Origin of the sequence: Aquihabitans sp. McL0605 (assembly GCF_049993875.1) — a bacterium.
Classification (GTDB): Bacteria; Actinomycetota; Acidimicrobiia; order Acidimicrobiales; family Iamiaceae; genus Aquihabitans.
The window spans coordinates 3,836,992-3,857,878 of record NZ_CP188252.1; the positions used below are offsets into that span (position 1 = coordinate 3,836,992).

The 20,887-nt window shown below is 72.7% G+C and carries 20 protein-coding genes; 8 read left to right on the forward strand and 12 right to left on the reverse strand.

Features of this window, described 5'->3' with window-relative positions; genetic code table 11:
• Positions 1–53: 53 nt before the first annotated feature.
• Both ACPPVX_RS17745 and ACPPVX_RS17750 read left to right on the forward strand, forming a co-directional pair.
• Entirely contained in the window at positions 54–386 is a 333-nt protein-coding gene (locus ACPPVX_RS17745) for a DUF4190 domain-containing protein (protein WP_426571907.1), read from the forward strand.
• Positions 387–456: 70 nt separating this feature from the next.
• The gene (locus ACPPVX_RS17750; protein WP_426571908.1) at positions 457–1,002 is read left to right on the forward strand and encodes a hypothetical protein; all 546 of its coding nucleotides are present in this window, start codon (positions 457–459) and stop codon (positions 1,000–1,002) included.
• A gap of 18 nt (positions 1,003–1,020) precedes the next feature.
• Here the strand turns inward: ACPPVX_RS17750 and ACPPVX_RS17755 are convergent, their stop codons facing one another.
• The 5 genes from ACPPVX_RS17755 to ACPPVX_RS17775 are packed head-to-tail and all read right to left on the reverse strand — an operon-like array spanning position 1,021 to position 6,757.
• Positions 1,021–1,827: a TrmH family RNA methyltransferase gene (locus tag ACPPVX_RS17755; protein WP_426575051.1), complete on the reverse strand. Its 807-nt coding sequence runs from the start codon at positions 1,825–1,827 to the stop codon at positions 1,021–1,023.
• A gap of 31 nt (positions 1,828–1,858) precedes the next feature.
• Positions 1,859–2,899: an ABC transporter permease gene (locus tag ACPPVX_RS17760; protein ID WP_426571909.1), complete on the reverse strand. Its 1,041-nt coding sequence runs from the start codon at positions 2,897–2,899 to the stop codon at positions 1,859–1,861.
• On the reverse strand, positions 2,896–4,029 hold the full coding sequence (locus ACPPVX_RS17765; protein WP_426571910.1) for an ABC transporter permease: 1,134 nt from the start codon (positions 4,027–4,029) through the stop codon (positions 2,896–2,898). Before ACPPVX_RS17765 ends, ACPPVX_RS17760 begins: the two co-directional genes overlap by 4 nt.
• Positions 4,029–5,603: an ABC transporter ATP-binding protein gene (locus ACPPVX_RS17770; protein WP_426571911.1), complete on the reverse strand. Its 1,575-nt coding sequence runs from the start codon at positions 5,601–5,603 to the stop codon at positions 4,029–4,031. The genes ACPPVX_RS17765 and ACPPVX_RS17770 overlap by 1 nt, the downstream gene beginning before the upstream one ends.
• Positions 5,604–5,611: 8 nt before the next feature.
• Entirely contained in the window at positions 5,612–6,757 is a 1,146-nt protein-coding gene (locus tag ACPPVX_RS17775; protein ID WP_426571912.1) for a BMP family ABC transporter substrate-binding protein, read from the reverse strand.
• Between the two features lie 348 nt (positions 6,758–7,105).
• On the opposite strand from ACPPVX_RS17775, the gene ACPPVX_RS17780 reads away from it, so the two are divergent.
• Both ACPPVX_RS17780 and ACPPVX_RS17785 read left to right on the forward strand, forming a co-directional pair.
• Positions 7,106–7,552 carry an RNA polymerase sigma factor gene (locus ACPPVX_RS17780; RefSeq protein ID WP_426571913.1) on the forward strand — a complete coding sequence of 149 codons (447 nt, stop codon included), beginning with the start codon at positions 7,106–7,108 and terminating at the stop codon, positions 7,550–7,552.
• Entirely contained in the window at positions 7,549–9,048 is a 1,500-nt protein-coding gene (locus tag ACPPVX_RS17785; RefSeq protein ID WP_426571914.1) for a hypothetical protein, read from the forward strand. Before ACPPVX_RS17780 ends, ACPPVX_RS17785 begins: the two co-directional genes overlap by 4 nt.
• On the opposite strand, the gene ACPPVX_RS17790 is transcribed toward ACPPVX_RS17785, so the two are convergent.
• Entirely contained in the window at positions 9,049–9,897 is an 849-nt protein-coding gene (locus ACPPVX_RS17790) for a TIGR03619 family F420-dependent LLM class oxidoreductase (RefSeq protein WP_426575052.1), read from the reverse strand.
• Between the two features lie 65 nt (positions 9,898–9,962).
• On the opposite strand from ACPPVX_RS17790, the gene ACPPVX_RS17795 reads away from it, so the two are divergent.
• The 3 genes from ACPPVX_RS17795 (at position 9,963) to ACPPVX_RS17805 (ending at position 13,421) form a co-directional block, all read left to right on the forward strand.
• A complete protein-coding gene (locus ACPPVX_RS17795) occupies positions 9,963–10,877 on the forward strand; it encodes an SDR family oxidoreductase (RefSeq protein WP_426571915.1) in 915 nt (304 codons plus the stop codon).
• 62 nt (positions 10,878–10,939) lie between these two features.
• On the forward strand, positions 10,940–12,124 hold the full coding sequence (locus ACPPVX_RS17800; protein ID WP_426571916.1) for a DUF2332 domain-containing protein: 1,185 nt from the start codon (positions 10,940–10,942) through the stop codon (positions 12,122–12,124).
• A 76-nt stretch (positions 12,125–12,200) separates the two neighbouring features.
• Complete coding sequence (locus tag ACPPVX_RS17805) at positions 12,201–13,421, forward strand: acetyl-CoA C-acetyltransferase (RefSeq protein ID WP_426571917.1); 1,221 nt, start codon at positions 12,201–12,203, stop codon at positions 13,419–13,421.
• 142 nt (positions 13,422–13,563) lie between these two features.
• On the opposite strand, the gene ACPPVX_RS17810 is transcribed toward ACPPVX_RS17805, so the two are convergent.
• From ACPPVX_RS17810 to ACPPVX_RS17830, 5 genes are all read right to left on the reverse strand, one after another.
• Positions 13,564–13,815 carry a WhiB family transcriptional regulator gene (locus ACPPVX_RS17810; RefSeq protein WP_426571918.1) on the reverse strand — a complete coding sequence of 84 codons (252 nt, stop codon included), beginning with the start codon at positions 13,813–13,815 and terminating at the stop codon, positions 13,564–13,566.
• Positions 13,816–13,946: 131 nt separating this feature from the next.
• Positions 13,947–14,558, reverse strand: a complete 612-nt coding sequence (locus tag ACPPVX_RS17815; RefSeq protein WP_426571919.1) for an HAD family hydrolase — start codon at positions 14,556–14,558, stop codon at positions 13,947–13,949.
• A complete protein-coding gene (locus ACPPVX_RS17820) occupies positions 14,555–15,058 on the reverse strand; it encodes an N-acetyltransferase family protein (RefSeq protein ID WP_426571920.1) in 504 nt (167 codons plus the stop codon). Before ACPPVX_RS17820 ends, ACPPVX_RS17815 begins: the two co-directional genes overlap by 4 nt.
• Positions 15,055–16,056, reverse strand: coding sequence for a TIGR03617 family F420-dependent LLM class oxidoreductase (locus tag ACPPVX_RS17825; RefSeq protein WP_426571921.1), 1,002 nt, complete (start codon positions 16,054–16,056; stop codon positions 15,055–15,057). Before ACPPVX_RS17825 ends, ACPPVX_RS17820 begins: the two co-directional genes overlap by 4 nt.
• A 24-nt stretch (positions 16,057–16,080) precedes the next feature.
• Positions 16,081–17,397: an MGH1-like glycoside hydrolase domain-containing protein gene (locus ACPPVX_RS17830; RefSeq protein ID WP_426571922.1), complete on the reverse strand. Its 1,317-nt coding sequence runs from the start codon at positions 17,395–17,397 to the stop codon at positions 16,081–16,083.
• 127 nt (positions 17,398–17,524) lie between these two features.
• Here ACPPVX_RS17830 and ACPPVX_RS17835 point away from each other — a divergent pair, with 127 nt between their 5' ends.
• A complete protein-coding gene (locus ACPPVX_RS17835; protein WP_426571923.1) occupies positions 17,525–19,159 on the forward strand; it encodes a hypothetical protein in 1,635 nt (544 codons plus the stop codon).
• Here ACPPVX_RS17835 and ACPPVX_RS17840 read toward each other — a convergent pair whose 3' ends face one another.
• A complete protein-coding gene (locus ACPPVX_RS17840) occupies positions 19,160–20,803 on the reverse strand; it encodes an acyl-CoA dehydrogenase family protein (RefSeq protein WP_426571924.1) in 1,644 nt (547 codons plus the stop codon).
• Positions 20,804–20,887 lie beyond the last annotated feature (84 nt).

Genomic DNA, 20,887 nt, shown 5'->3' on the forward strand with positions numbered 1-20,887 from the left:
CTCCCGCGTATGGCGCGCCCGGTCCTGCGGGCCCGGGCTACCCGCCGGGCGCGATGCCCCCGGGTGGCGGCTACGCGCCCAGCGGCTACGTGCCCTACGGCGGCTACGGGTACGGCCCCCGGGAGCACCCGCAGGGCACCACGATCCTGGTGCTCGGCATCTTGAGCCTCCCGCTGCTGTGCGCGTGCATCGGCGGGATCCTCGGCCTGATCGCCTGGCTGATGGGCAACAGCGCCATGAAGGAGATCGACGCCAACCCGAGCGCCTACACGAATCGCTCCTCGGTGCAGGCCGGTCGGATCATCGGCATCGTCTCGTCGGTCCTGTGGGTGGTGATGATCGGGGTCCGCGTGATCATGGCGGTCGTCGTCGCGTCGAGCACGTGACCAGCCGGCGGCCGGTAGGGTCCCGCGGCACTGACGGGCGCGCGGCGCGTCGGTGGGAGGAGTGGGGCCCGTGAGCGACGACGAACCACCCGACGACGCCCCGCCGGGCGGTCCCTGGACGCCGCCGCCGGGCCCTCCGCCGGCCGGTCCTGCTGGTCCTCCGGCCGGCCCGCCCGGGTGGCCGCCGGCACCGGGGCCCGCCTCGCCGCCTCCGGCCGGTCCGCCTCCCGGCCAGCCCGGTGGGTACCAGCCGCCGGCCGCGCCTCCCGGCTACGGGCCGCCCCCGCCGGCCTACGGGCCGCCCGGTTCCGGCTACGCGCCCAGCGGCTACGGCTGGTACCCGCCGCAGCAGCAGGAGCACCCGCAGGGCAGCACCGTGCTGGTCCTGGGCATCTTGAGCTTCGCGTGCTGCCAGATCCTGGGGCCGGTGGCGTGGATCATGGGCAACCACGCCATCAAGGAGATCGATGCCCGCCCCGGCTACTACAGCAACCGCGGCCCGGTGCAGGCCGGCCGGATCCTCGGCATGGTGTCGACGGCGCTGCTGGTGCTCGTCATCTTGTTCTACGGCGTGATCATCGCCGTCACCTTCCTCGGTGCCTCGACGAGCGGGTAGCGAACCGCGGTCCGAGGTTCAGCGGGCAGCCACCGTCGCCAGGTGGTGCAGCGCCACCGCGGCCGCTGTGGCCACGTTGAGCGAGTCGACGCCGGTCGCCATCGGGATCGCCACCCGGTGGTGGGCCGCGGCGATCGTCTCGTCGGAGAGGCCGGGGCCCTCGGCGCCGACCACCACGGCGAGCGGGCCGGGTCCCAGCACGTCGGCGCCGAGATCGGCGAGGCGGCGGTCGCCCCTCGGCGTGAGCGCCACCGTGGTCACGCCCTGCTCGTGCAGGTCGGCCAGCCGGCGGGAGCGCCCGGTGGGGACGGCGAGCACGTTGCCGAGCGACACCCGGACCGAGCGCCGGTAGAAGGGGTCGGCGCACCCGTCGTCGAGGAGGACGGCGGCCACGCCGAACGCGGCGGCGTTGCGGTACAGCGCCCCCAGGTTCTCGTGGTCGTTCACGCCCTCGGCCACGACGAGGAGCTGGGGCGAGCCGGTGTTGACGAGCTCGCTCAGCGACGGGAAGGGGCGGCGCTCGACAGAGGCCAGCGCGCCCCGGTGGATGTCGAACCCGACGACCTCGCGCAGCACGGCCTCGTCGGCCACCGCCACCGGGGCGTCGAGCGCGTCGAGCTGGTCGGCCAGCCGGTCGGCCACCTTCGGCAGGAGCGCCAGGCTGCGGACCTGCCACTGCGGCAGCGCGAGCAGCCGCTCGATGGCCAGCACGCCCTCGACCACGAAGTAGCCGCCGTCGCGCTCGACGCGGCGGCGCCGGGCGGGGTCGTTGAGGGCGGTGAAGTCGGCGAGCAGCGGGTCGGTCGGCTCGGTCACCCGGTGCATCTGCGCCACCAGGCCAGCATGGCCGATGGGCTCAGCGCTCTTCTCGTTCGTAGGCCGTGCCGAGCGCGGCGGGGGCCCCGAGACGGCGGCGGGCCCAGCCGGTGGACACGAACACCAGCACGACGATGGTCATCAGGTACGGCAGCGAGTCGAGCAGCTGCGGCGACACCTGCACGTTGCGGGCCTGGAGCGTGAGCCCGAGGCTCGAGAAGGCGCCGAACAGGTAGGCGCCCACCAGGATCAGGTCGGGCCGCCAGAAGCCGAAGATCACCAGGGCCAGCGCGATCCAGCCGCGGCCGCCGGTCACGCCATCGGACCACAGCGGGATGATGGCCAGCGGGAAGAAGGCGCCGCCGAGCCCGGCCAGGGTGCCCCCGACGACCGTGTGGACGTAGCGGTACCGGTTGACGTTGATGCCCATGGCGTCGGCGGTGGCGGGCGACTCGCCGACGGCCCGCAGGTGGAGCCCGGCGCGGGACCGGAACAGGTACCACCACAGGAACACGACCAGGGCCCAGGAGAAGTAGGTGAGGACGTTCTGGCTGAACAGCAGGGGTCCCACGATGGGGGTGCTCCCGAGGCCGCCCACGTCGAGCAGCTCGAGGCGGTGCGGCACCGGCCCCGACGCCAGGTCCCAGGTGCTGGCGAGGTACGACGAGAGGCCCGCGGCGCCGGCGAGGATGGTGATGGCCAGGCCCGACACGATCTGCTCGACCCGGAACGTGATCACCAGCACGGCGTGGAGCAGCGCGGCGAGCCCGCCCGCCACCATGGCGGCGAGGAGCGCCTGGAGGACCACGAGCCAGCCGGGCCCGCTGGCGTGGATCGCGGTCCACGCCGCTGCGACCGCGCCCATGAGCATCTCGCCCTCGACGCCGAGGTTGAGGATGCCGGAGCGCTCGGTGAGCATCTCGCCCAGGGCGGCGAGCAGCAGGGGGGTGCCGTAGAAGATGGCCGACACGGCGATGACCACGAACAGGTTGTCGTTGACGCCGCCGCCGGTGGCGATCGACTGGACCGACCCGCCCGGCACCTGCACGATGGCCCCGAGGAGCGTGGTGAGGGCGATCATGCGCCGGCCCCGATGGGCTCGGGCTGGTCGGCCGTCGGCGCGGCTGCGGCGGGGGTGGAGGAGGTGCGGCGGATCCGGTAGCGGACGAACAGCTCACCGGCGAGGGTGAACAGGAGGAGCAGGCCCTGGAGCGTGCCCACCAGGCCGGCGGGGAAGTCGGGGCCCTGGAGCGCCCGGCCGGCATTGGCCAGCCCGCCCATCAAGACGGCGACGAAGACGACGGCGATCGGGTTGAGGCGGGCCAGGGCGGCCACCACGATGCCGGCGTAGCCGTACCCGGCCTGCGACAGCGCCTTGGGATCGAGGATGTAGCGGGTGTCGCCCACGTCGGCAGCCCCGCCGATGCCGGCGATGGCGCCCGACAGGGCCAGGAGGAAGAAGATCGTGCGCTTGGTGCGCATGCCGGCGTAGCGGGCGGCGCGGGGCTCGTCGCCGATCACCTTGACCTGGAACCCGAACCGGGTGCTGCGGAACACGACGTACAGGGTGAAGGCGATGACGGTGCCGAGGAAGAACCCGAAGCCCACGGTGAAGTTGCCGAAGTCGACGCTCGGCCAGTGGGCCCCGGCGGCCAGCGGCTTGCCCTGCGGGAACATCTTCCCGGTGCCGTCGAGCTTGCGCCAGTAGCTCTTGGAGCCGAACACCAGGTAGGTGGCGATGTTGGCGGCGATGTAGTTGAGCATCAGCGTGGTGATGATCTCGTTGGTGTTGGCCCAGGCCCGGAGGGCGGCGGCGATCCCGGCCCACGCAGCCCCGCACAGCGCGCCGGCGACGACCATGCCGATCACGGTGATGAACAGCGGCCCTCCGCCGAGCGCCAGGCCGGCTCCGGAGGCGCCGATGGCACCCATGATGAGCTGGCCCTCGCCGCCGATGTTGAAGATGCGCATGCGGAAGGCCACCGCCGCGCACAGGCCGGTGAACAGCAGGGGCGTGGCCGCGGTGAGCGTGGCGGTGAAGGCGCCCTGCGAGGTGAAGCCGCGCTCCAGGATGCGCTGGTACGTGTCGAGGGCGTCGTGGCCGGTGAGTGCGAGCAGGACGGCGCCGGCCACCAGGGCGGCCAGCACCGACCCGAGCGGCACGGCGACGCTGAGCCAGCGCGGGTTGTCGACCCGTCGTTCGAGGCGCATCAGGCCGCGCCTCCAGCGAGGTGGGACGCGTCGCCGCCCATGAGGAGGCCGAGCTCCTCGACGTCGGCATCGGCGCGGTCGACGACGGCCAGGATGCGGCCCTCGTAGATCACGGCGATCCGGTCGGAGAGGCTGAGGATCTCGTCGAGGTCCTCGCTCAGCAGCAGCACCCCAGCGCCGCCGTCTGCGGCCGCGCCCAGCAGGTCGCGCACGGTCTCGATGGCGCCGACGTCGAGGCCCCGGGTGGGTGACGCCGCCACGAGCACCTTGGGGTTCGAGGAGAGCTCCCGTGCCAGCAGCACCTTCTGGACGTTGCCGCCCGACAGGACGCGCGTGGGCGTGGCGGGCCCGGGGGCCCGGACGTCGTAGCGCTCCATGAGGTCGGTGGCGCGGGCCCGGATGACCTTGCGGCGCAGGAACGGCCCGGTGCTGATGGGCGGCCGGCGGTACGAGGTGAGCGCCAGGTTCTCCTCGATGGGCAGCGAGGGCGACAGACCGGTGTGCATGCGGTCCTCGGGGATGTGGGCGAGCCCCGCGGCGTGGGCCTTGCGGGGATCGGCGGCGGTGAGCGGGGTGCCGGCGATGGTGATCGAGCCGCCTTCGAGGGTGCGCATGCCGGCGATCACCTCGGCCAGCTCCTTCTGCCCGTTGCCCGAGACGCCGCAGACCCCGAGGATCTCGTGGGCTCGCACCTGGAGACTGATGCCGTCGAGCGCGGCGTCGCCCCGGTCACCTGCGGCGCGCACGTCGTCGACCTCGAGCACCACCTCGGAGCTCGGGGCGCTGGTGACGGCCCGCGCCACAGGCGCGCGGCCGAGGAGGATGTCGCGGCCGACCATGAGCCGAGCGAGGCTCCGGCTGTCGGTGCCGGCGACGAGGTGGGTGCCCTCGGAGCGGCCGTCGCGCAGGACGGTGACCCGGTCGGCCACGGCGCGGACCTCGTCGAGCTTGTGGGAGATGAAGATCACCGAGCGGCCCTCGGCGGCCATGCGGCGCAGCACCTCGAACAGCGACTCGGCCTCCTGCGGCGTGAGGACCGCGGTGGGCTCGTCGAGGATCAGCAGGTCGGCCTCCCGCGAGAGGGCCTTGATGATCTCGACGCGCTGCTGCTGGCCGACCGAGAGCTGCCAGATGCGGGCGGCGGGGTCGACCTCGAGCCCGTAGCGCTCGCCCAGCTCCCGGACGCGGGCCTCGGCGGCGGACCGGCGGATGCGGCCGTGCTCTCCCAGGACGATGTTCTCGGCGACGGTGAACGTGTCGACCAGCCGGAAGTGCTGGTGGACCATGCCGACGCCGGCCTCGATGGCATCGCGCGGGGAGTGCAGCTCCACCTCGGTGCCGTGGCGGGCGATGGTGCCCTCGTCGGGGCGGTAGAGGCCGGTGAAGCAGTTGGAGAGCGTGGACTTGCCCGCGCCGTTCTCACCGAGGAGCGCGTGGATCTCACCGGGCAGGACCTCGAGGTCGACGGCCTCGTTGGCCACGACGCCGCCGGGGAACCGCTTGGTGATCCCGTGCGCGGCGAGTGCCGGGGGAGGTCCCCCGGCACTCGCAACGATCGGTGCCGACTCGGGCACGTGCTGGCTCAGGAGGGGGTGGGGTCGCCCACCACGCCGAGGACGAACCAGTCCATCGACAGCAGGTCCGGCAGCGAAGCCGTCGAGCCCTTGGGGATGGTCACCTTGCCGGCCTGGTCCTTGATCGGGCCGCCGAAGACCTCGAACGAACCGTCGGCGATGGCGGCGCTCTGCTTCTTGATGAGGGCCTTGGTCTCGTCGGCGACGTTGGGGCCGAAGGGAGCGAGGCTCACGAAGCCGTCATCGATGCCGCCGTAGTAGGAGCCGGTCTTCCAGGTGCCGTCGGCGACGGCCTGGATCCGCTTCGTGTAGTAGGGGCCCCAGTGGTAGATCGAGGCGGTGAGCCACGACGGGGACAGGTTCTTGCTCTGGTCGGAGTCGTAGCCCACGAACGGGAGGCCCTTGGCCTTGGCGGCCTCACCGGAGGCGGGGCTGTCCTGGCCGGAGGCGATGGCCTCGACGCCATCGGAGATGAGGCTGTCGGCGGCCTTGCGCTCCGTCTCGGGGTCGAACCAGGTGTTGGTCCAGACCACCTGCGTGGTGGCGTCGGGGTTGACCGACTGCACGCCCAGCTCGAAGGCGTTGATGTGGCGGATCACCTCGGGGATGGCGAAGGGGGCCACGAAGCCCACCTTGCCGCCCTGCGGGATGGCCTTCCCGGCGGCGATGCCGGTGAGGTAGATCGTGTCCTCGGAACCGCCGTAGTAGGTGGCCAGGTTGTCGGCGGTGGCGGCACCCGTCGCGTGCTCGAACTTCACGTCCGGGTGCTCCTTGGCCAGCTCGGCGAGGGCGTCGCCGTAGCCGAAGGAGGTGGCGAAGATGATCTTGTTGCCGTCCTTGACCAGGTCTTCCATGACCTGCTTGGCCTCGGGGCCTTCGGGCACGTTCTCCTTGTAGGTGGTGATCACCTTGTCGCCGAGCTGCTTCTCGACGTAGAGCCGGCCTTCGTTGTGCGCCTGCGACCAGCCACCGTCGTTGGCCGGGCCCACGAGGACCCACGCCGCCTTGACCGGGTCGCCGGACCCGCCCTTGGCGGCGGTGGTGGTGGACGACGAGGCGTCGTCGTCACCACCGCAGCCGGCGGCCACGAGGGTGAGGGCGGCCACGAGGGCCAGGCTGAGCAGCTTGAGGCTGCGGGACGAGGTGCGACTCACGTGGTCTCCTGGAAAGGCGTCGGCCCGCTCGCGCGGGCACGGGGAACTTGGGCGACGAAGGGGACCGGGCATCGCATCGCGAGGCCCCATCCGGCGTTCCGTCGGCACGGGACTCTAGACACCGCGCCGACGCGCCACCCCCTCCGTCTGTCACAAGCGTGTCAACGCTGTGTGAACCCGTCGTTCGGCTGCTGTTCACCAGCGCCGCCCGCTCGCTGCGACCTACCCTCGGGCATGGCTCGGGCGAGTCGGGCACGTTCTCGTGCCCTCGCTGGTCGTACGGCGGTGAAGCGGGACCACGCGGAACCGCTCCCCGAGCTGGTCATGCTCGGGACGGTCCCGTCCCCGATGGACTTCGACGCGATCTACCGCGAGGAGCGGCCCGGCCTGCTCCGGCTCGCCCGCGTCCTCCTCCGGTCGCAGCCCGTCGCCGAGGAGCTCGTCCAAGAGGCGTTCCTGCGCCTGCACGACCACTTCGGCGAGGTGCACAACCCGGCCGGCTTCCTGCGCACGGTCGTGGTCCGCCTGGCGATCACCGCGCGGGGCCGAGACGACATGGAGCGCGCCCGCCTCGCCCTGCTCCCGCCGGTGCGCCACCCGGACATGGAGGAGCCCGATGAGACCTGGGAGGCCCTGGGCCGGCTGCCGCCCGAGCGGGCGACCGTCTTGGTCCTGCGGTTCTACGAGGACCTCGGCCACGAGCAGATCGCGGAGGTGCTCGGCTGCTCGGCGGGCACGGTCCGCAGCCGGGTTCGCCGAGCGCTCGCCGACCTCCGCGAGGAGCTGGAGCGATGAGCCCACCGACCGACCTCAGCGACGGCGTCCTCGCCGATCGGATCCGGGTGGCGTGCGCGGCGCACGTGCGCGACCTCGTGGTGGATGATCGGCCCTTCGACCCCAGCCGCCCGCGGCTCGACGGTGTCCCCCTCCGGGCGCCGGGCTCCGGGCGCCGCCCGCCGTCCCGGCGAGACAAGCGGCTGCTGGTCGGCGCGGCGGTGGTGCTGCTGGTCGTGGGAGCCGTCGTCGTCACCCGCCGCTCGAGCGACGATCCGCAGCCGGTGACCGTGACCCCGAGCGTCACCACCACGGTGCCCTTCGACGGTGGGGTCGAGCTGCCGGAGGTGGCGGCGCCCTCCGCGCTGTCGCCCCTGGGGCTGCACCTGGCCGCCGTCGAGCGCTGGATCCAGCCTCCGTCGACCAGCGACCGCACCCAGCTGTTCGGTACCCGTACCGAAGGCGTGAAGGTGCTGGTCAGCGCGGATCCCAGGCTGGTGGTCGGCGTCGGGGCGCAGACGGTGGTGCGAGGCCAGCCGGCATGGATCGAGCCGGCCCCAGGCCTCGGGCCCACCGGCACCACGGTGGTCTGGGAGGAGGGCGGGGCGACGCTGTCGGCGCAGTCGGTCGGCCTGGCCGACGCAGACCTGGTGCAGCTGCTCGACTCCCTCACCCGGCGCTCCGCCGATCCCGTGCAGGGCTTCGATCCCCCTGCCGGCGGCGAGGTGATCGACCTCGGCGAGGCCGGGCCGGAGAGGACGCCCGCGTCGATCACCGAGCTCACCTACCGAGAGCCCGAGCCCGGGTCGAAGGCGGGCTCCGTGCAGGAGCTGCGCATCCGCACCACCACCAACGCGGCCACCGCCGCGAGCCCGCTGCAGGAGCCGAGCGTGGCGCACCTCCAGGCGCGGCTGGCCAACGCCTCGGATGAGGAGCGCGACGCCCCGTCGGTCCGCTCCCATTCGGCGTCGTACGACCGGGCGCTGATCATCGGTCCGGGGCGCGCCGACGTGACGATCGAGGTGGCCGAGGGACGCGGCACCGAGGAGGACCTCGCCGCGGTGGCGATCGGGCTCCGGTGGGTGCGCGACGACGACATCGACGAGCTGCGGGACTCGCTCGATGCCCAGCTCGCCGGCTCGCACCGGCTCGCCTCGGACGACCTGGGGGCCGGCGTGGTGGAGCTCTGGGGCGAGCCCGGCGATCCGGCCGTGTGCCTCCTGGTGGACGGCATCCGGCGGTGCAGCCGCGCGGAGGAGGCGGGGACGATGGCGGTCAGCGCGCTCCTCGCCGGCCACTGGTACCTCGGGCTGGCGTCGGCCTCTGGCGTCGACCTCACCGTCGGGCAGGCATCGGCGACGGGAACCGCCGCGACCGGTGAGCGGCTCGCGTCTCGCAGCAAGGCCGTGCCGTCGGGCGATCGGACGCTGACCCTCGTGGCCGTGCCGGACGAGGTGCACGAGGTGGTGGCGGGGTCGGGCGCGGGCGCCCGCGCCGTCCCGCGGCCGAGGAGCTGATCAGCCCCCGACGAAGGGTGCGTACGAGTCGAGGACCTTCAGCACGTCGTCGCGGGGCGCCGACGGGAGGCGCAGCACCGTCTCGGTGATGCCCAGGCTCTGGTAGTGGTCGAGCTTGCCCTGGTCGGGGAGGGTGCCGAAGGGGACCACCGTGAACTCGCTCGGGTCGCGCCCGACCTTCTCGCCGGCGGCGTGCAGGTCGGCCATGGCCGCCGCCACGCCCGCCCCGCCGATCGGGATCCAGCCGTCGCCGAACTCGGCGATGTGCTCGAACAGGATGGGTCCGGCGGCGCCGCCCACCAGGACGGGGACGCCCGACCGCCCGCGCACCTGCTGCTTCGGCTTGGGCCAGGCCCAGGCCTCGTCCATGTGCACGTGCTCGCCGTGGAAGGCGGCGGCCTCCTCGCCCCACAGCTCCTGCATGGCGAGCACCCGCTCGCGCACCACGGCGCGCCGCGTCTTCTTGGACCCGCCGTGGTTCTCGAGCTCCTCGATGTTCCAGCCGTAGCCGATGCCCAGCGTGATGCGGCCGTCGGAGACGTGGTCGAGCGTGGCGATCTCCTTGGCGGTCACGATGGGGTCGCGCTCGGCGAGCAGGCTGATGCCCGTGCCCATCCGCACCCGCTCGGTGACCGCCGTCATCATGCCCATGGTCACGAACGGGTCGAGGCAGCGGCGGTACTCCTCGTCGAGCGGCTCGCCCATCGGTGCGGGGGTCCGGCGGCTGGTGGGGATGTGCGTGTGCTCCGGGAGCCAGATCGACGAGAAGCCCCGCTCCTCGACCTCCCGGGCGAGCTCGATCGGGTCGATGCTCTGGTCGGTGAGGAAGATCGTGACGCCCAAGTCCATGCCGGTCATGCGTTGACAGTAACCTGACGACCCGTCAGAAACATCAGAACGAACGGGTGCGATCCATGGGTTTCCTCTGCGACGGTCGAGTTGTGGTCATCACGGGTGCGGGGCGCGGCATCGGCCGCGGCCACGCGCTCGAGTTCGCCCGCCAGGGCGCCAAGGTGGTGGTGAACGACATCGGAGCCGAGCTCGATGGCAGCGGCGGCTCCACCGGTCCCGCCGGCGAGGTGGTCGAGGAGATCCGCGCCATGGGCGGCGAGGCCGTGGCCAACGGCGACGACATCTCCACCTGGGAGGGCGGCGCCAACCTGGTGAAGGCCGCCATCGACGCGTTCGGCGACCTCCACGTCGTGGTCAACAACGCCGGCGTGGTGCGCGACCGCATGTTCGCCAACGCCACCGAGGACGAGTGGGACCTCACGATGCAGGTCCACCTCAAGGGCCACTTCACCACCGCCCGCCACGCCGCCGCCTACTGGCGCGACCAGGTCAAGGCGGGCAGCACGGTGGATGCCCGCATCATCAACACCACCTCGGGCGCGGGGCTCATGGGCTCGATCGGCCAGGCCGCGTACTCGGCCGCCAAGGGCGGGATCATCTCGCTCACCCTCGTCCAGGCCGCCGAGCTCGGCCGCTACGGCATCACCGCCAACGCCATCGCCCCCGCGGCGCGCACCCGCATGACCGAGCAGGTCTTCGCCACCACCATGGCGGCCCCCGACGACCCCGATGCGTTCGACGAGATGGCGGCCGACAACGTCGCCCCGCTCGTGACGTGGCTCGGCTCGGCCGACGCCGCCGGGGTCACCGGCCGCGTCTTCGAGGTCGAGGGCGGCAAGGTCTCGGTGGCCGACGGCTGGCACCACGGCCGGGTCATCGACCACGGCGCCCGCTGGGAGCCGATCGCGGTCGGGGCCGCGGTCACCGAGCTGCTGGCCGAGGCGCCGGCTCCGACGCCCGTCTACGGCGCTTCCTGAGCCGCTCCGGCCCGGGAGGTGAATCCCGGGCTGGAGGGACCGGGGCTGGAAGGCTGTCGGGGGTGAGCACCCCCCATGCCGCCACCCATCCCCAGGACCTGGCCGAGATCGCCGAGCGGTTCCAGGTCTTCGCCGACCAGGTGGTGACCCGGCTCCCGCTCTACCGGCGCCTGTGCACGGGCGCGGCCGGCGACCCCGACGTCTGTGCGCGCCTGCTCCTCGCCGCGCCCAACCAGCGCACCCCCAACCTGCTGCTGGCCGCGGTGCACGACGTGCTGCTGGCCGGTGCGCTGGAGCCGCTGGCCGACTGGTACCCGTCGGTCTCAGGCCGCAACCCGTCGACCGACGCCCGCAGCCGCCCGGTCGGTCGGGGCGAGGACGACCCGTGGCCGCACTTCCGTGCCATGGCCCTGCACCACCCCGAGGTCGAGCACCTGCTGCGCACCCGCAGCACCCAGACCAACGAGGTGGGCCGCAGCGCCACGCTGTTCCCCGGCCTCTACCAGGCGCTGGTCTCGGGCTCGAGCGGGCTGGGTGCCCTCCGGCCGCTGAGCCTCATCGAGATCGGCTCGTCGGCGGGGCTCAACCTCCATCCGGGCAACTACGGCTACCGGTACCGGCGGGCGGCCACGGGCGGCGAGCCCGAGCAGGTGCTCACGTCGGTCGGCTCCAGCTCGAAGCTCATGCTCGACTGCGAGCTGCGCGGCGATCTCGTCCCGCCGCTGCCGGAGGCGTCGCTGCCCATCGACGATGCGGTGGGGCTCGACGTCCACCCCCTCGACGTCACCGAGCCCCTCGACGCCCGCTGGCTCGTGGCGTGCCAGTGGCCCGAGGAGCAGGCGCGCCTGGCCCGGCTGCGGGCGGCCATCGCCCTGGCCTACGAGGATCCGCCGCCGGTGCGGGCCGCGGACGCGGTCACCGAGCTGCGGTCGTACGTGGAGCGGGTCCCGTCCCACGCCCTCCCGGTGGTGGTCTCCACGTGGGTGCTCACCTACCTGCCGATCGACCGCCAGCAGGAGCTGATCGCCATCCTCGACCTGATCGGCTCCCGACGGGACCTGGCCATGGTGTTCTCGGAGCAGCCCGAACGGGTGCCGGGCATCCCGGTCCCGCCCCGCCCCGACGGCGGCCCCGACGGGCGCGCCACGGCCCTGGTCCGCATCGAGTGGCGGCGAGGTGACCGCACCATCACCCGGCTGGCTGACCAGCACCCCCACGGGAAGTGGATGGAGTGGCTGGGCGCGTAGGGCTGCCGGATTCGGGCGCCGGTGGGGCCTTTGGCTAGACAAGTTGGTCTCCCAGGGGATCTCACAAGGAGCTCACATGCCCGAAGCCGTCATCGTTTCCGTCGCCCGCACTCCGATCGGACGGGCCATGAAGGGCTCGCTCAAGAACGAGCGCCCCGACGACCTCACGTCGTTCATCGTCGACACCGCCCTCAACAAGGTGCCCGAGCTCGACCGCAACCTGGTCGAGGACCTCATCCTCGGCTGCGGCCAGCCCGCCGGTGAGTCCGGCTACAACCTGGCCCGCATCGTCGCCATCCAGGCCGGCATGGCCAACGTGCCGGGCGTGACCATCAACCGCTACTGCTCGTCGTCGCTGATGAGCATCCGCATGGCCGCCCACGCCATCAAGTCCGGTGACGGCGACGTGTTCGTCGCGGCCGGCGTCGAGACCGTGAGCCGCTTCCTGCACGGCATGGCCGACGGTGGCCCGCACAACCCGCTGTACGCGGCCGCCGAGGCCCGCACCGCCGAGCGCACCGCCAACGCCCAGACCGAGTGGGCCCCCATCGAGGGCAGCCTCCCCGACGTCTACATCTCCATGGGCCAGACGGCCGAGAACGTCGCCAACCTGGAGAAGGTCTCCCGCCAGGAGCAGGACGAGTTCGCCGCCCTCTCGCAGCAGCGGGCCACCGCCTCGCTCGAGAACGGCTTCTGGGAGAACGAGATCACCCCGGTCGTCACCACCGACGACGAGGGCAACGAGGTCACCGTCACCCGCGACGACGGCATCCGCGCCGGCACCACCGCCGAGGGCCTCGCCGGCCTGAAGCCCGCCTTCCGCCCCGACGGCACCGTCACCGCCGGGAACGCCTGCCCGCTCAACGACGGTGCCGCTGCCGTCGTGGTCATGAGCGACACCAAGGCCAAGGAGCTGGGCCTCACCCCGCTCGCCCGCATCGTGTCGTCGGCCGTCACCGGGCTCGACCCCGAGATCATGGGCCTCGGTCCCATCGAGGCGTGCCGCAAGGCGCTCTCGCGGGCCAACATGACCATCGACGACATCGACCTGGTCGAGATCAACGAGGCGTTCGCCGCCCAGGTGATCCCGTCGGCCAAGCACCTCGGCATCAGCTGGGACAAGCTCAACGTCAACGGCGGTGCCATCGCCGTCGGCCACCCCTTCGGCATGACCGGCGCCCGCATCATGGGCACGCTGATCAACGGCCTCACCAAGGACGACAAGACCTTCGGCCTCGAGTCGATGTGCGTCGGTGGCGGCCAGGGCATGGCCATGATCATCGAGCGGCTCTCCTGATCCCTCCCCCCGCCCGCCACACCTGTCTCCGCTGAGCATCGCCGGACAGATCTGGCGCCCGCTGGGGGCTTGTCCGGAACACGAAGAAGGGGCCCCGCAAGGGGCCCCTTCGTCGTGTGGGGGGATCAGATCGGCGGGACGGTCAGCTGGCGACCAGGGTCTCCTGGCGGCGGCGCTTGAGGATCCGGCGGCGCTCACGCTCGGAGCACCCGCCCCAGACGCCGTGCTCGATGCGGTTCTCGAGGGCGTACTCGAGGCACTGCTCGCGGACGGGGCACTCGCCGCAGATCTGGCGGGCCTGGGTGACGCCTACACCGTCGCTGGGGAAGAAGGCAGCGGGCGGGTAGTAGCGGCAGTGCCCTTCCTGCATCCACACGACATCGGCCTCGTCCATCTCTGCTCCTTCGTCCCTCAACGGGTCACCGGTTGGTGTACGCCGTCGACATTGACGGATCGGACCGCAGAGGGAGGTAAAGCCGAGATGGGACCTCCGTCACGCCGCTGACCTGGGCATCTGTCGTGAAATCAGAGGATGTGGGCGTCGGTGAGGGCGGCCTGAAGGCTCAGCGCCGTCGTGAAGTGGTAAGAGCGCCAGCCGGCGGCGGCCGCGGCCGCCACGTTGGCGGGGCTGTCGTCGACGAAGAAGACGTCGCCCGGCGCCGCTCCGAGGGCCTCGGTGGCGCGCTCGAACGCGGCCGCTTCGGGCTTGGTGACGCCGAGCCGGTGCGACAGCACGAGCTGGTCGAACGCATCGCCGACGTCGGACAGCTCGGCGCGCAGGGCGGCCTCGAGGAGGGGGCCGTTGTTGGTGAACAGGGCGGTGCGGCAGGTGGCCGCCCGGATCAGGCGCAGCACGGCGCGGTCGGGCTCGAACGCCAGCGACCAGGCGGTGCGCACCGCCTGGTCGTCGTCGGGCGACGCCGCCAGGCCCAGCACGGCGACGAGCTGCTCGGTGAAGGCGGCGAGCGTGAACCGGCCGCGCTCGCCGGCGTCGTCGAAGCCGGATCCGAAGACCTGCTGGTCGATGGTGCCGGCGGGCAGGCCGGACAGCGCGGCCAGGGCATCGAGGCGGCGGTCGGGCAGCCAGCGGCAGGTGACCCCGCCGAGGTCCATGACCAGCACGGTGGGGGCCGTCATGCGTCGAGGTCGAGCTGGAGCAGCACCAGGTCGACGGGCCGTCCGAACTTGCGGCCCACGCCGGGCATCCGGGCCACCTCTCGGAACCCGAGCCGTTCGTGGAAGCGCATGGACCCGGTGTTGCTGCCGTCGATGCCCGCGATCATGACGTGCCGGCCGGCGGCCCGGGCCCGCTCGATGAGCGCGCCCAGCAGCTGCTCGCCGAGGCCGGTCCCGCGGTGGTCGCGGTGCAGCAGGATCGTGAGCTCGACGGTCGGCCAGTAACCCGACTTGGTGCGGAACTCGAAGCAGGCCGTGTACCCGAGGACCGTCCCGTGGCCGTCGTCGGCGACGAGGACGACGTCGTCGTCGCGCAGGCCGCGGAACCAGGCCCGCCGGTCCTCGAGGTCGATGACCTCGTCGAGCCAGATGGCGTCGGAGGTGAGGATCACGTCGTTGTAGATGGCGGTGATCTGCTCGAGGTCGTCCTCGGTGGCGTCGCGGATGGCGGGGCCGGTCACGCCCGCACCTCGGTGACCAGCGCAGCCAGGTCGTCATCGTCGATGCCGCCGGGCGTGCTCAGGGCCACCCGGTCGGCGCGGTCGCCGTAGCGCGCCTGCAGACGGGCGGCCACCGTGGCCGGGTCGCCGCGGAGCACCACCGCGTCGAGCAGGTCGTCGTCGATCAGCCCGGCCATCTCGTCCCAGCGGCCCTCGCGCGACAGGCGCCGCAGCTCGGGGTGGAGGCCGTCGCGGCCCTCGGTCTCGAGCACGGCCACGTACGCCGGGGTCGATCCGTAGAACCCGATCATCCAGCGCGCCGCCAGATCGAGGTCGGCCTGCTTCGAGGGGTCGGAGGTGCACGCCACGATGGACTGGCCGACGAGCGTCAGGTCGGCGGCAGCCCGGCCGGCGGCGGCGAGCCCGGCGTCGATGCGGGGCAGCGTGGCGTCGCGCAGGTGGCGGTCGGAGGTGAAGGGGTGGATCAGCATGCCGTCGGCCTTGGCGGTGGCCAGCTCCACCATCTTCCGGCCCAGCGCACCGAGCCAGATCGGGGGCGGTCCCGATGCGAGCGGGCCGGGATCGAACGCCGGGGTCATCAGGGTGTGGCGGGTGTAGGTGCCCTCGTAGGCCAGCTCGGCGCCGTCCTGCCAGCGGGCGTAGATGGCCCGCAGGGCGTCGATCCACTCGGTCATCTGCGCCACCGGCTTGGTCCAGGTCGACCCGTACCGGCGGTCGATGTGGGCCTTGATCTGCGTGCCGAGGCCCAGGGCGAAGCGGCCGTCGCTCAGCTCGGCGAGGTCCCACGACTGGTGGGCCAGGTGCATGGGGGAGCGGGGGAAGGCGATGGCCACGTTGGTGTAGACGTCGCAGCCGGTCCCGGCCCCGATGGCCAGCGGCAGGAACACGTCGTGGGGGCCCTCGAAGGTGAACAGCCCGTCGACCCCGGTGGCGGCCAGCGCCTCGGCCCGCTCGGCGAGCTGGGGCGGGCGGGCCATCAAGAGTGCGTCGACCTTCACGCGGCCGAGCCTAGGACGGCCCGGTCAGGGGTCGTACGAGAGCAGGTCGAGCGCCACGGCGGCCGACCAGGACTGGGCGGCTGAACCGAGCGGGCGGCCGCTGAAGGGCTCGACGTACTCGGTGCACCCCACGTCGCGGAGCTGATCGATGGCCGTGGTGCGGATGGTGTTGGCGGTGCGGTGGTGGCCGGCCTTCTTCAGGCCCCGCCACAGGAGCCAGGTGATCGGGGGCCACTGCGGGCCCCGCCAGTAGCCGCGGCGGTCGAAGCGCGGGTCGGTGGTGGCCGTCGACAGCGGGAGCGGCCAGACCAGCCCGTCGGCGCCGGCGTAGGTGGGACCGAGGAGGCGGTCGACCAGCACGGCGGAGCGGTCGAGGTCGCACCCGGCGATGAGCGGGGCGAAGCCGCCGATGGTGTCGGCGCGGATGGGGCGCCCGGTGATGCGGTCCTGGTCGAGGCAGGCCTGCAGGTCGGGGTCCCAGCAGCAGTCGAGGGCTTGGCGGGTGCGGGCCGCGTCGGTGCGGTGGCGGTCGGATTCTTCGGGCCGCCCGGCCACGGCCGCCAGGTCGGCGAGCACGTCGTCGGCCGTCGCCAAGATGGCGCTGAAGAAGACGTCGGCGACGCGGAAGGGGTGCTCGGCCATGGCCTTGTCCTGGTCGTAGTCGACCGCGATGAGGCGATCGACCAGGTGGCGGTAGCGCTGGTACTCCGGGTTGGTGGGCCGCTCGGCGGGGTCGGCCACGCAGGTGAGGTCGGGCCGGGGCAGGTCGTCCATCTCGTCGGGCTCGACCCTCGAGAGGGGACGGTCCCAGCGGGGCGAGTTGTCGAGACCGCTCTCCCACGGGTGCAGGATCGTGACCAGCCCGGTGCCCTCGGGGTCTCGGGCGGTGCGCAGCCAGCGGTGCCAGCGGTCGAGGCGGGGGTAGAGGTCGACGATGGCGTCGTCGACCTCGTGCAGGGTGCCGTCGGCCCGACCGGCAGCCACCTCGCGGATGCGGGCGACGGCGATGGCGTGCACCGGCGGCTGGCAGATCCCGCTGGTGGCGATGCCGGGCGGGGCGTTGAGGATGGTGCCCCAGGTGTTGGGACCGGGCTCGTACTTGCCCCGCCCGACGTTGAGGTCGAACACGATCTGCGGGATCATCCCGGTCGACCACTGGCCCCGCAGGAGCGACCACAGCTCGTTCAGCGCCCGGACCGGGTCGAGCTGGGCCCAGCCCATGGCGACGAATGCGGCGTCCCAGCTCCACTGGTGCGGGTACAGGCGGGGGGACGGCCGCGTCCACGTCCCGCGGTCGTTCCCGTGCAGCACCTCGATGGCTCGCTTCGCCAACTCGTCCACGCTGGGAGGGTACGCGCGCCGGCGGGGCTGATCGGGGCCATTCGGGCCTCGTTCACGGCGCCTTCACATGGCCGTCACAGGGGGTGACTTCGGGTCACCCGGGCCGGTCTGCGAAGATCGTTCCCCCATGCTCGAGAACACCAGCGGCGGAACGCCTCTCGACCCGGCCACCGCTTCCGGCCGCCCATCGCGCCGCCAGGTGCTGCGCTGGATGGGCATCGCCGGGGCGGCCACCGCGGTGCCGATCGGCCTCGCCGCGTGCGAGCCGGCCACGCCGCCCCAGCCCCAGCCCCTGACGCCCGATCCCTCCATGCGGGGCCTGGGCTTCATCGGGGGCACCGACACGGTGCTCGGCACCGGGGCGTGGTGCTGGTTCCAGTCGCCCCGCACCTCGTTCGGCCCCAACGGCGTCCTGTGGCTCGGGTCGAGCGTCGGCACCAGCGCCCCCGACAAGGGTGCGGTCCAGGCCACCGCGTTCGACATCAAGGCCCGCAAGGTGATCCTCAAGCGCACGCTCACCACCACCCAGGTCGACGACCACACGTCGCCGTCGGTCCTGGCGCTGGGCGACAAGGTGCAGATCTCGTGGGCGCTGCACCAGCGCGTCAACTACCTCGACATCGCCGACGGGTCCACCAACGGGTCGCTCGTGTCGCGGCGGATCAAGCGCCCGGGGGCGCTCACCGCGCCGGGACGGGGCATGGCGTACTCGTCGGCCCACATCGTCAAGGGCGTCCGCTGGATCCTGTACCGGGGCGAGGAGTTCTCGTGGAACCTCCTCACCTCGCTCGACGGCGTCACGTGGCAGTACCGGGGCCTGGTCATCAAGCCGGCGTACTCGGGCGCCCGGCCCTACGTGGTGGCGGTCAGCGACGGCGATCGCCTCCACCTCACCGTCACCGACAACAACCCCACCGAGTACCGCGGCACCAGCGTCTACGCCGGCACCCTCGAGTGGGACCTCACGATGAAGCGGTCCGACGGCACGGTCGTCGGCTCCGTGGGGGCCAAGGCACCGATGCCCAAGAAGTTCACCCGCCTGGTCGAAGGGATCCCCGGGTTCTCGGAGGCCCTCGACGACGACTTCTGGCAGTGCGACCTCCGGTTCATCGACAACCACCCCACCGGTGTCCTCAGCCACCGCGACAACTGGCCGGCCGACGGCGACCGTGAGGACGACGACGGGCCCACCTCGGTGGGGTCGTACCGCCACCGCTACCTGTGGATCCGCCAGCGGCCCACGGGCTGGATCGTCGAGCCCCTGTGCTGGGGCGGCAGCGAGCTGTGCTCCACCCAGCCCGACTACTCCGGCCTCGTCGCCCAGGACCCGTCCGATGCCACCCGCGTGGTGGTCTCCACCAACGTCCACCCCGTCACCGGCAAGGCCCTGGTGTCGGAGGCCGACGGCCGTGTCCACTGGGAGCTGTTCCAGGGCAAGCGCGTCGGCGAGGGGTCGTGGCAGTTCACCGCCCTCACGCAGGACAGCGTCCTCGACAACCTCCGCCCCTCCATCGCGGCGGGCGGCCCGTACAAGGCCCTGAGCTGGATGCGCGGCACCTACCGCGGCTGGCGAGACTTCGACACCGAGATCGTGGTGCGCCGGGCCGTCGCCCCGCCGGTCACCCCGGCGCCGTCGTCCACCTCGTCGCCGGCGGTCGCCTCCAGTGCGGCCGCTCCCGCGGCCACGTCGTCGGCCCGAGGCCCGGTCGAGGTGCCCAAGGGCCCCGACCCCACCTCCGACGACGCCGTGTACCCCAGCTGATCAGTCCTGGGGCCACGCCCGGTCGATGATCGCGGTGAGGTCGCTGCTGGGCGGCAGCGTGCCGAACGCCCGGCCTCCGTCACCGCCGAGGCGGGTGGCGCAGAACGCGTCGGCCACCGCCGGGGGCGCGGTGCGGATGAGCAGCGAGCCCTGCAGCGCCAGCGCCGCCCGTTCCACGATGCGCCGCGCCCGCACCTCCAGGTCGGTGGGATCGGCCAGCTCGGCGTGGAGGTCGGAGACGGCGCGGTCGAGGCGGGGGTCGGCGCCGGCGGCCAGGCCGATCTCGGCGAGCAGCGCCTGCACCGACTCGGGGTCCTTGGCCGCGGCGCGCAGCACGTCTAGGCAGATCACGTTGCCCGACCCCTCCCAGATGCCGTTCAGCGGCGACTCCCGGAAGAGCCTCGCCATGGGCGCCTCCTCCACGTAGCCGGCACCGCCCAGGCACTCGAGCGCCTCGTGGGCGAACACGGGGGCCCGCTTGCACACCCAGTACTTGCCGATGGCGGTGGCGATGCGCGTGAAGTCGCCCTCGCCCCGGTCGTAGCCGCCGGCCAGGCGGGTCATCAGCGTGGTGGCCGCCTCCGACTCGACCGCCAGGTCGGCGAGCACGTTGCGCATGAGCGGCTGGTCGATGAGCGGCTTGCCGAACGCGCTGCGGTGCCGGGCGTGGTGGACGGCCTGGCTGAACCCGGCCCGCATCTGCCCGGTCACACCGATCACGCAGTCGAGCCGGGTGTGGTTGACCATCGTGAGGATCGTGGGGATGCCCCGGCCCTCCTCGCCGACGAGCCGGGCGAGGGCGCCGTCCATCTCGATCTCGCTGCTGGCGTTCGACCGGTTGCCGAGCTTGTCCTTGAGCCGTTGGATCTCGATGCCGTTGCGGGTGCCGTCGGGCAGCCACCGCGGCATGGCGAAGCACGACAGGCCGGCGTCGGTGTAGGCGAGGGTGAGGAACAGGTCGCTCATCGGCGCCGAGCAGAACCACTTGTGGCCGGTGAGGGCGTACTCCTCGCCTGGACCCGCGTTGTTGGTGGTGGGCACGGCCCGGGTGGTGTTGGCCCGCACGTCGGAGCCGCCCTGCTTCTCGGTCATGGCCATCCCGGCGATGGCGCCGGCCTTGGGTCCCACCCCGTTGCCGAGCGCGTGGCGCTGGTCGGGGTCGTAGGTGGTCGAGGTGAGCAGCGGCTCCCATGCGGCGCGCAGCGCCGGCTCGGCCCGCAGCGCCGGGACGATCGAGTACGTCATCGAGATCGGGCAGCCGTGCCCCGCCTCCACCTGGGTCCACACCGCGAACTTGGCGGCCCGGCCCACGTGCGCGCCGGGGCGCTCGTCGGCCCACGGGGCGCCGCCCAGGCCCTCGGCGACCGCCACGGTCATGAGGTCGTGGTACGCCGGGTGGTACTCGACCTCGTCGGTGCGGTGGCCGAAGCGGTCGAACGGCTTGAACACCGGCGGGTACTGGTTGGCCAGCTCGCCCTTGTGGATCCACGCCGGGTCGCCGGCCAGGCGGCCCAGCCGCCGCAGGTCCTCGATGTGGAGCTCGCCGCCCTCTCGGGCCACGCCGTCGAGCAGCGCGGTGTCCAGCCCGGCCGCATCGTGGTCCTGGAGCGGCACCGACTGGTTGAACACCTCGTGCGTACCCATGGCCCCGGTCTACAGCGGACCCGCCGCCGGCTGCACCGGAGCCGGCCGTACGATGGCGGTCCGGTCGGGAGCGGGGTCCGGCTG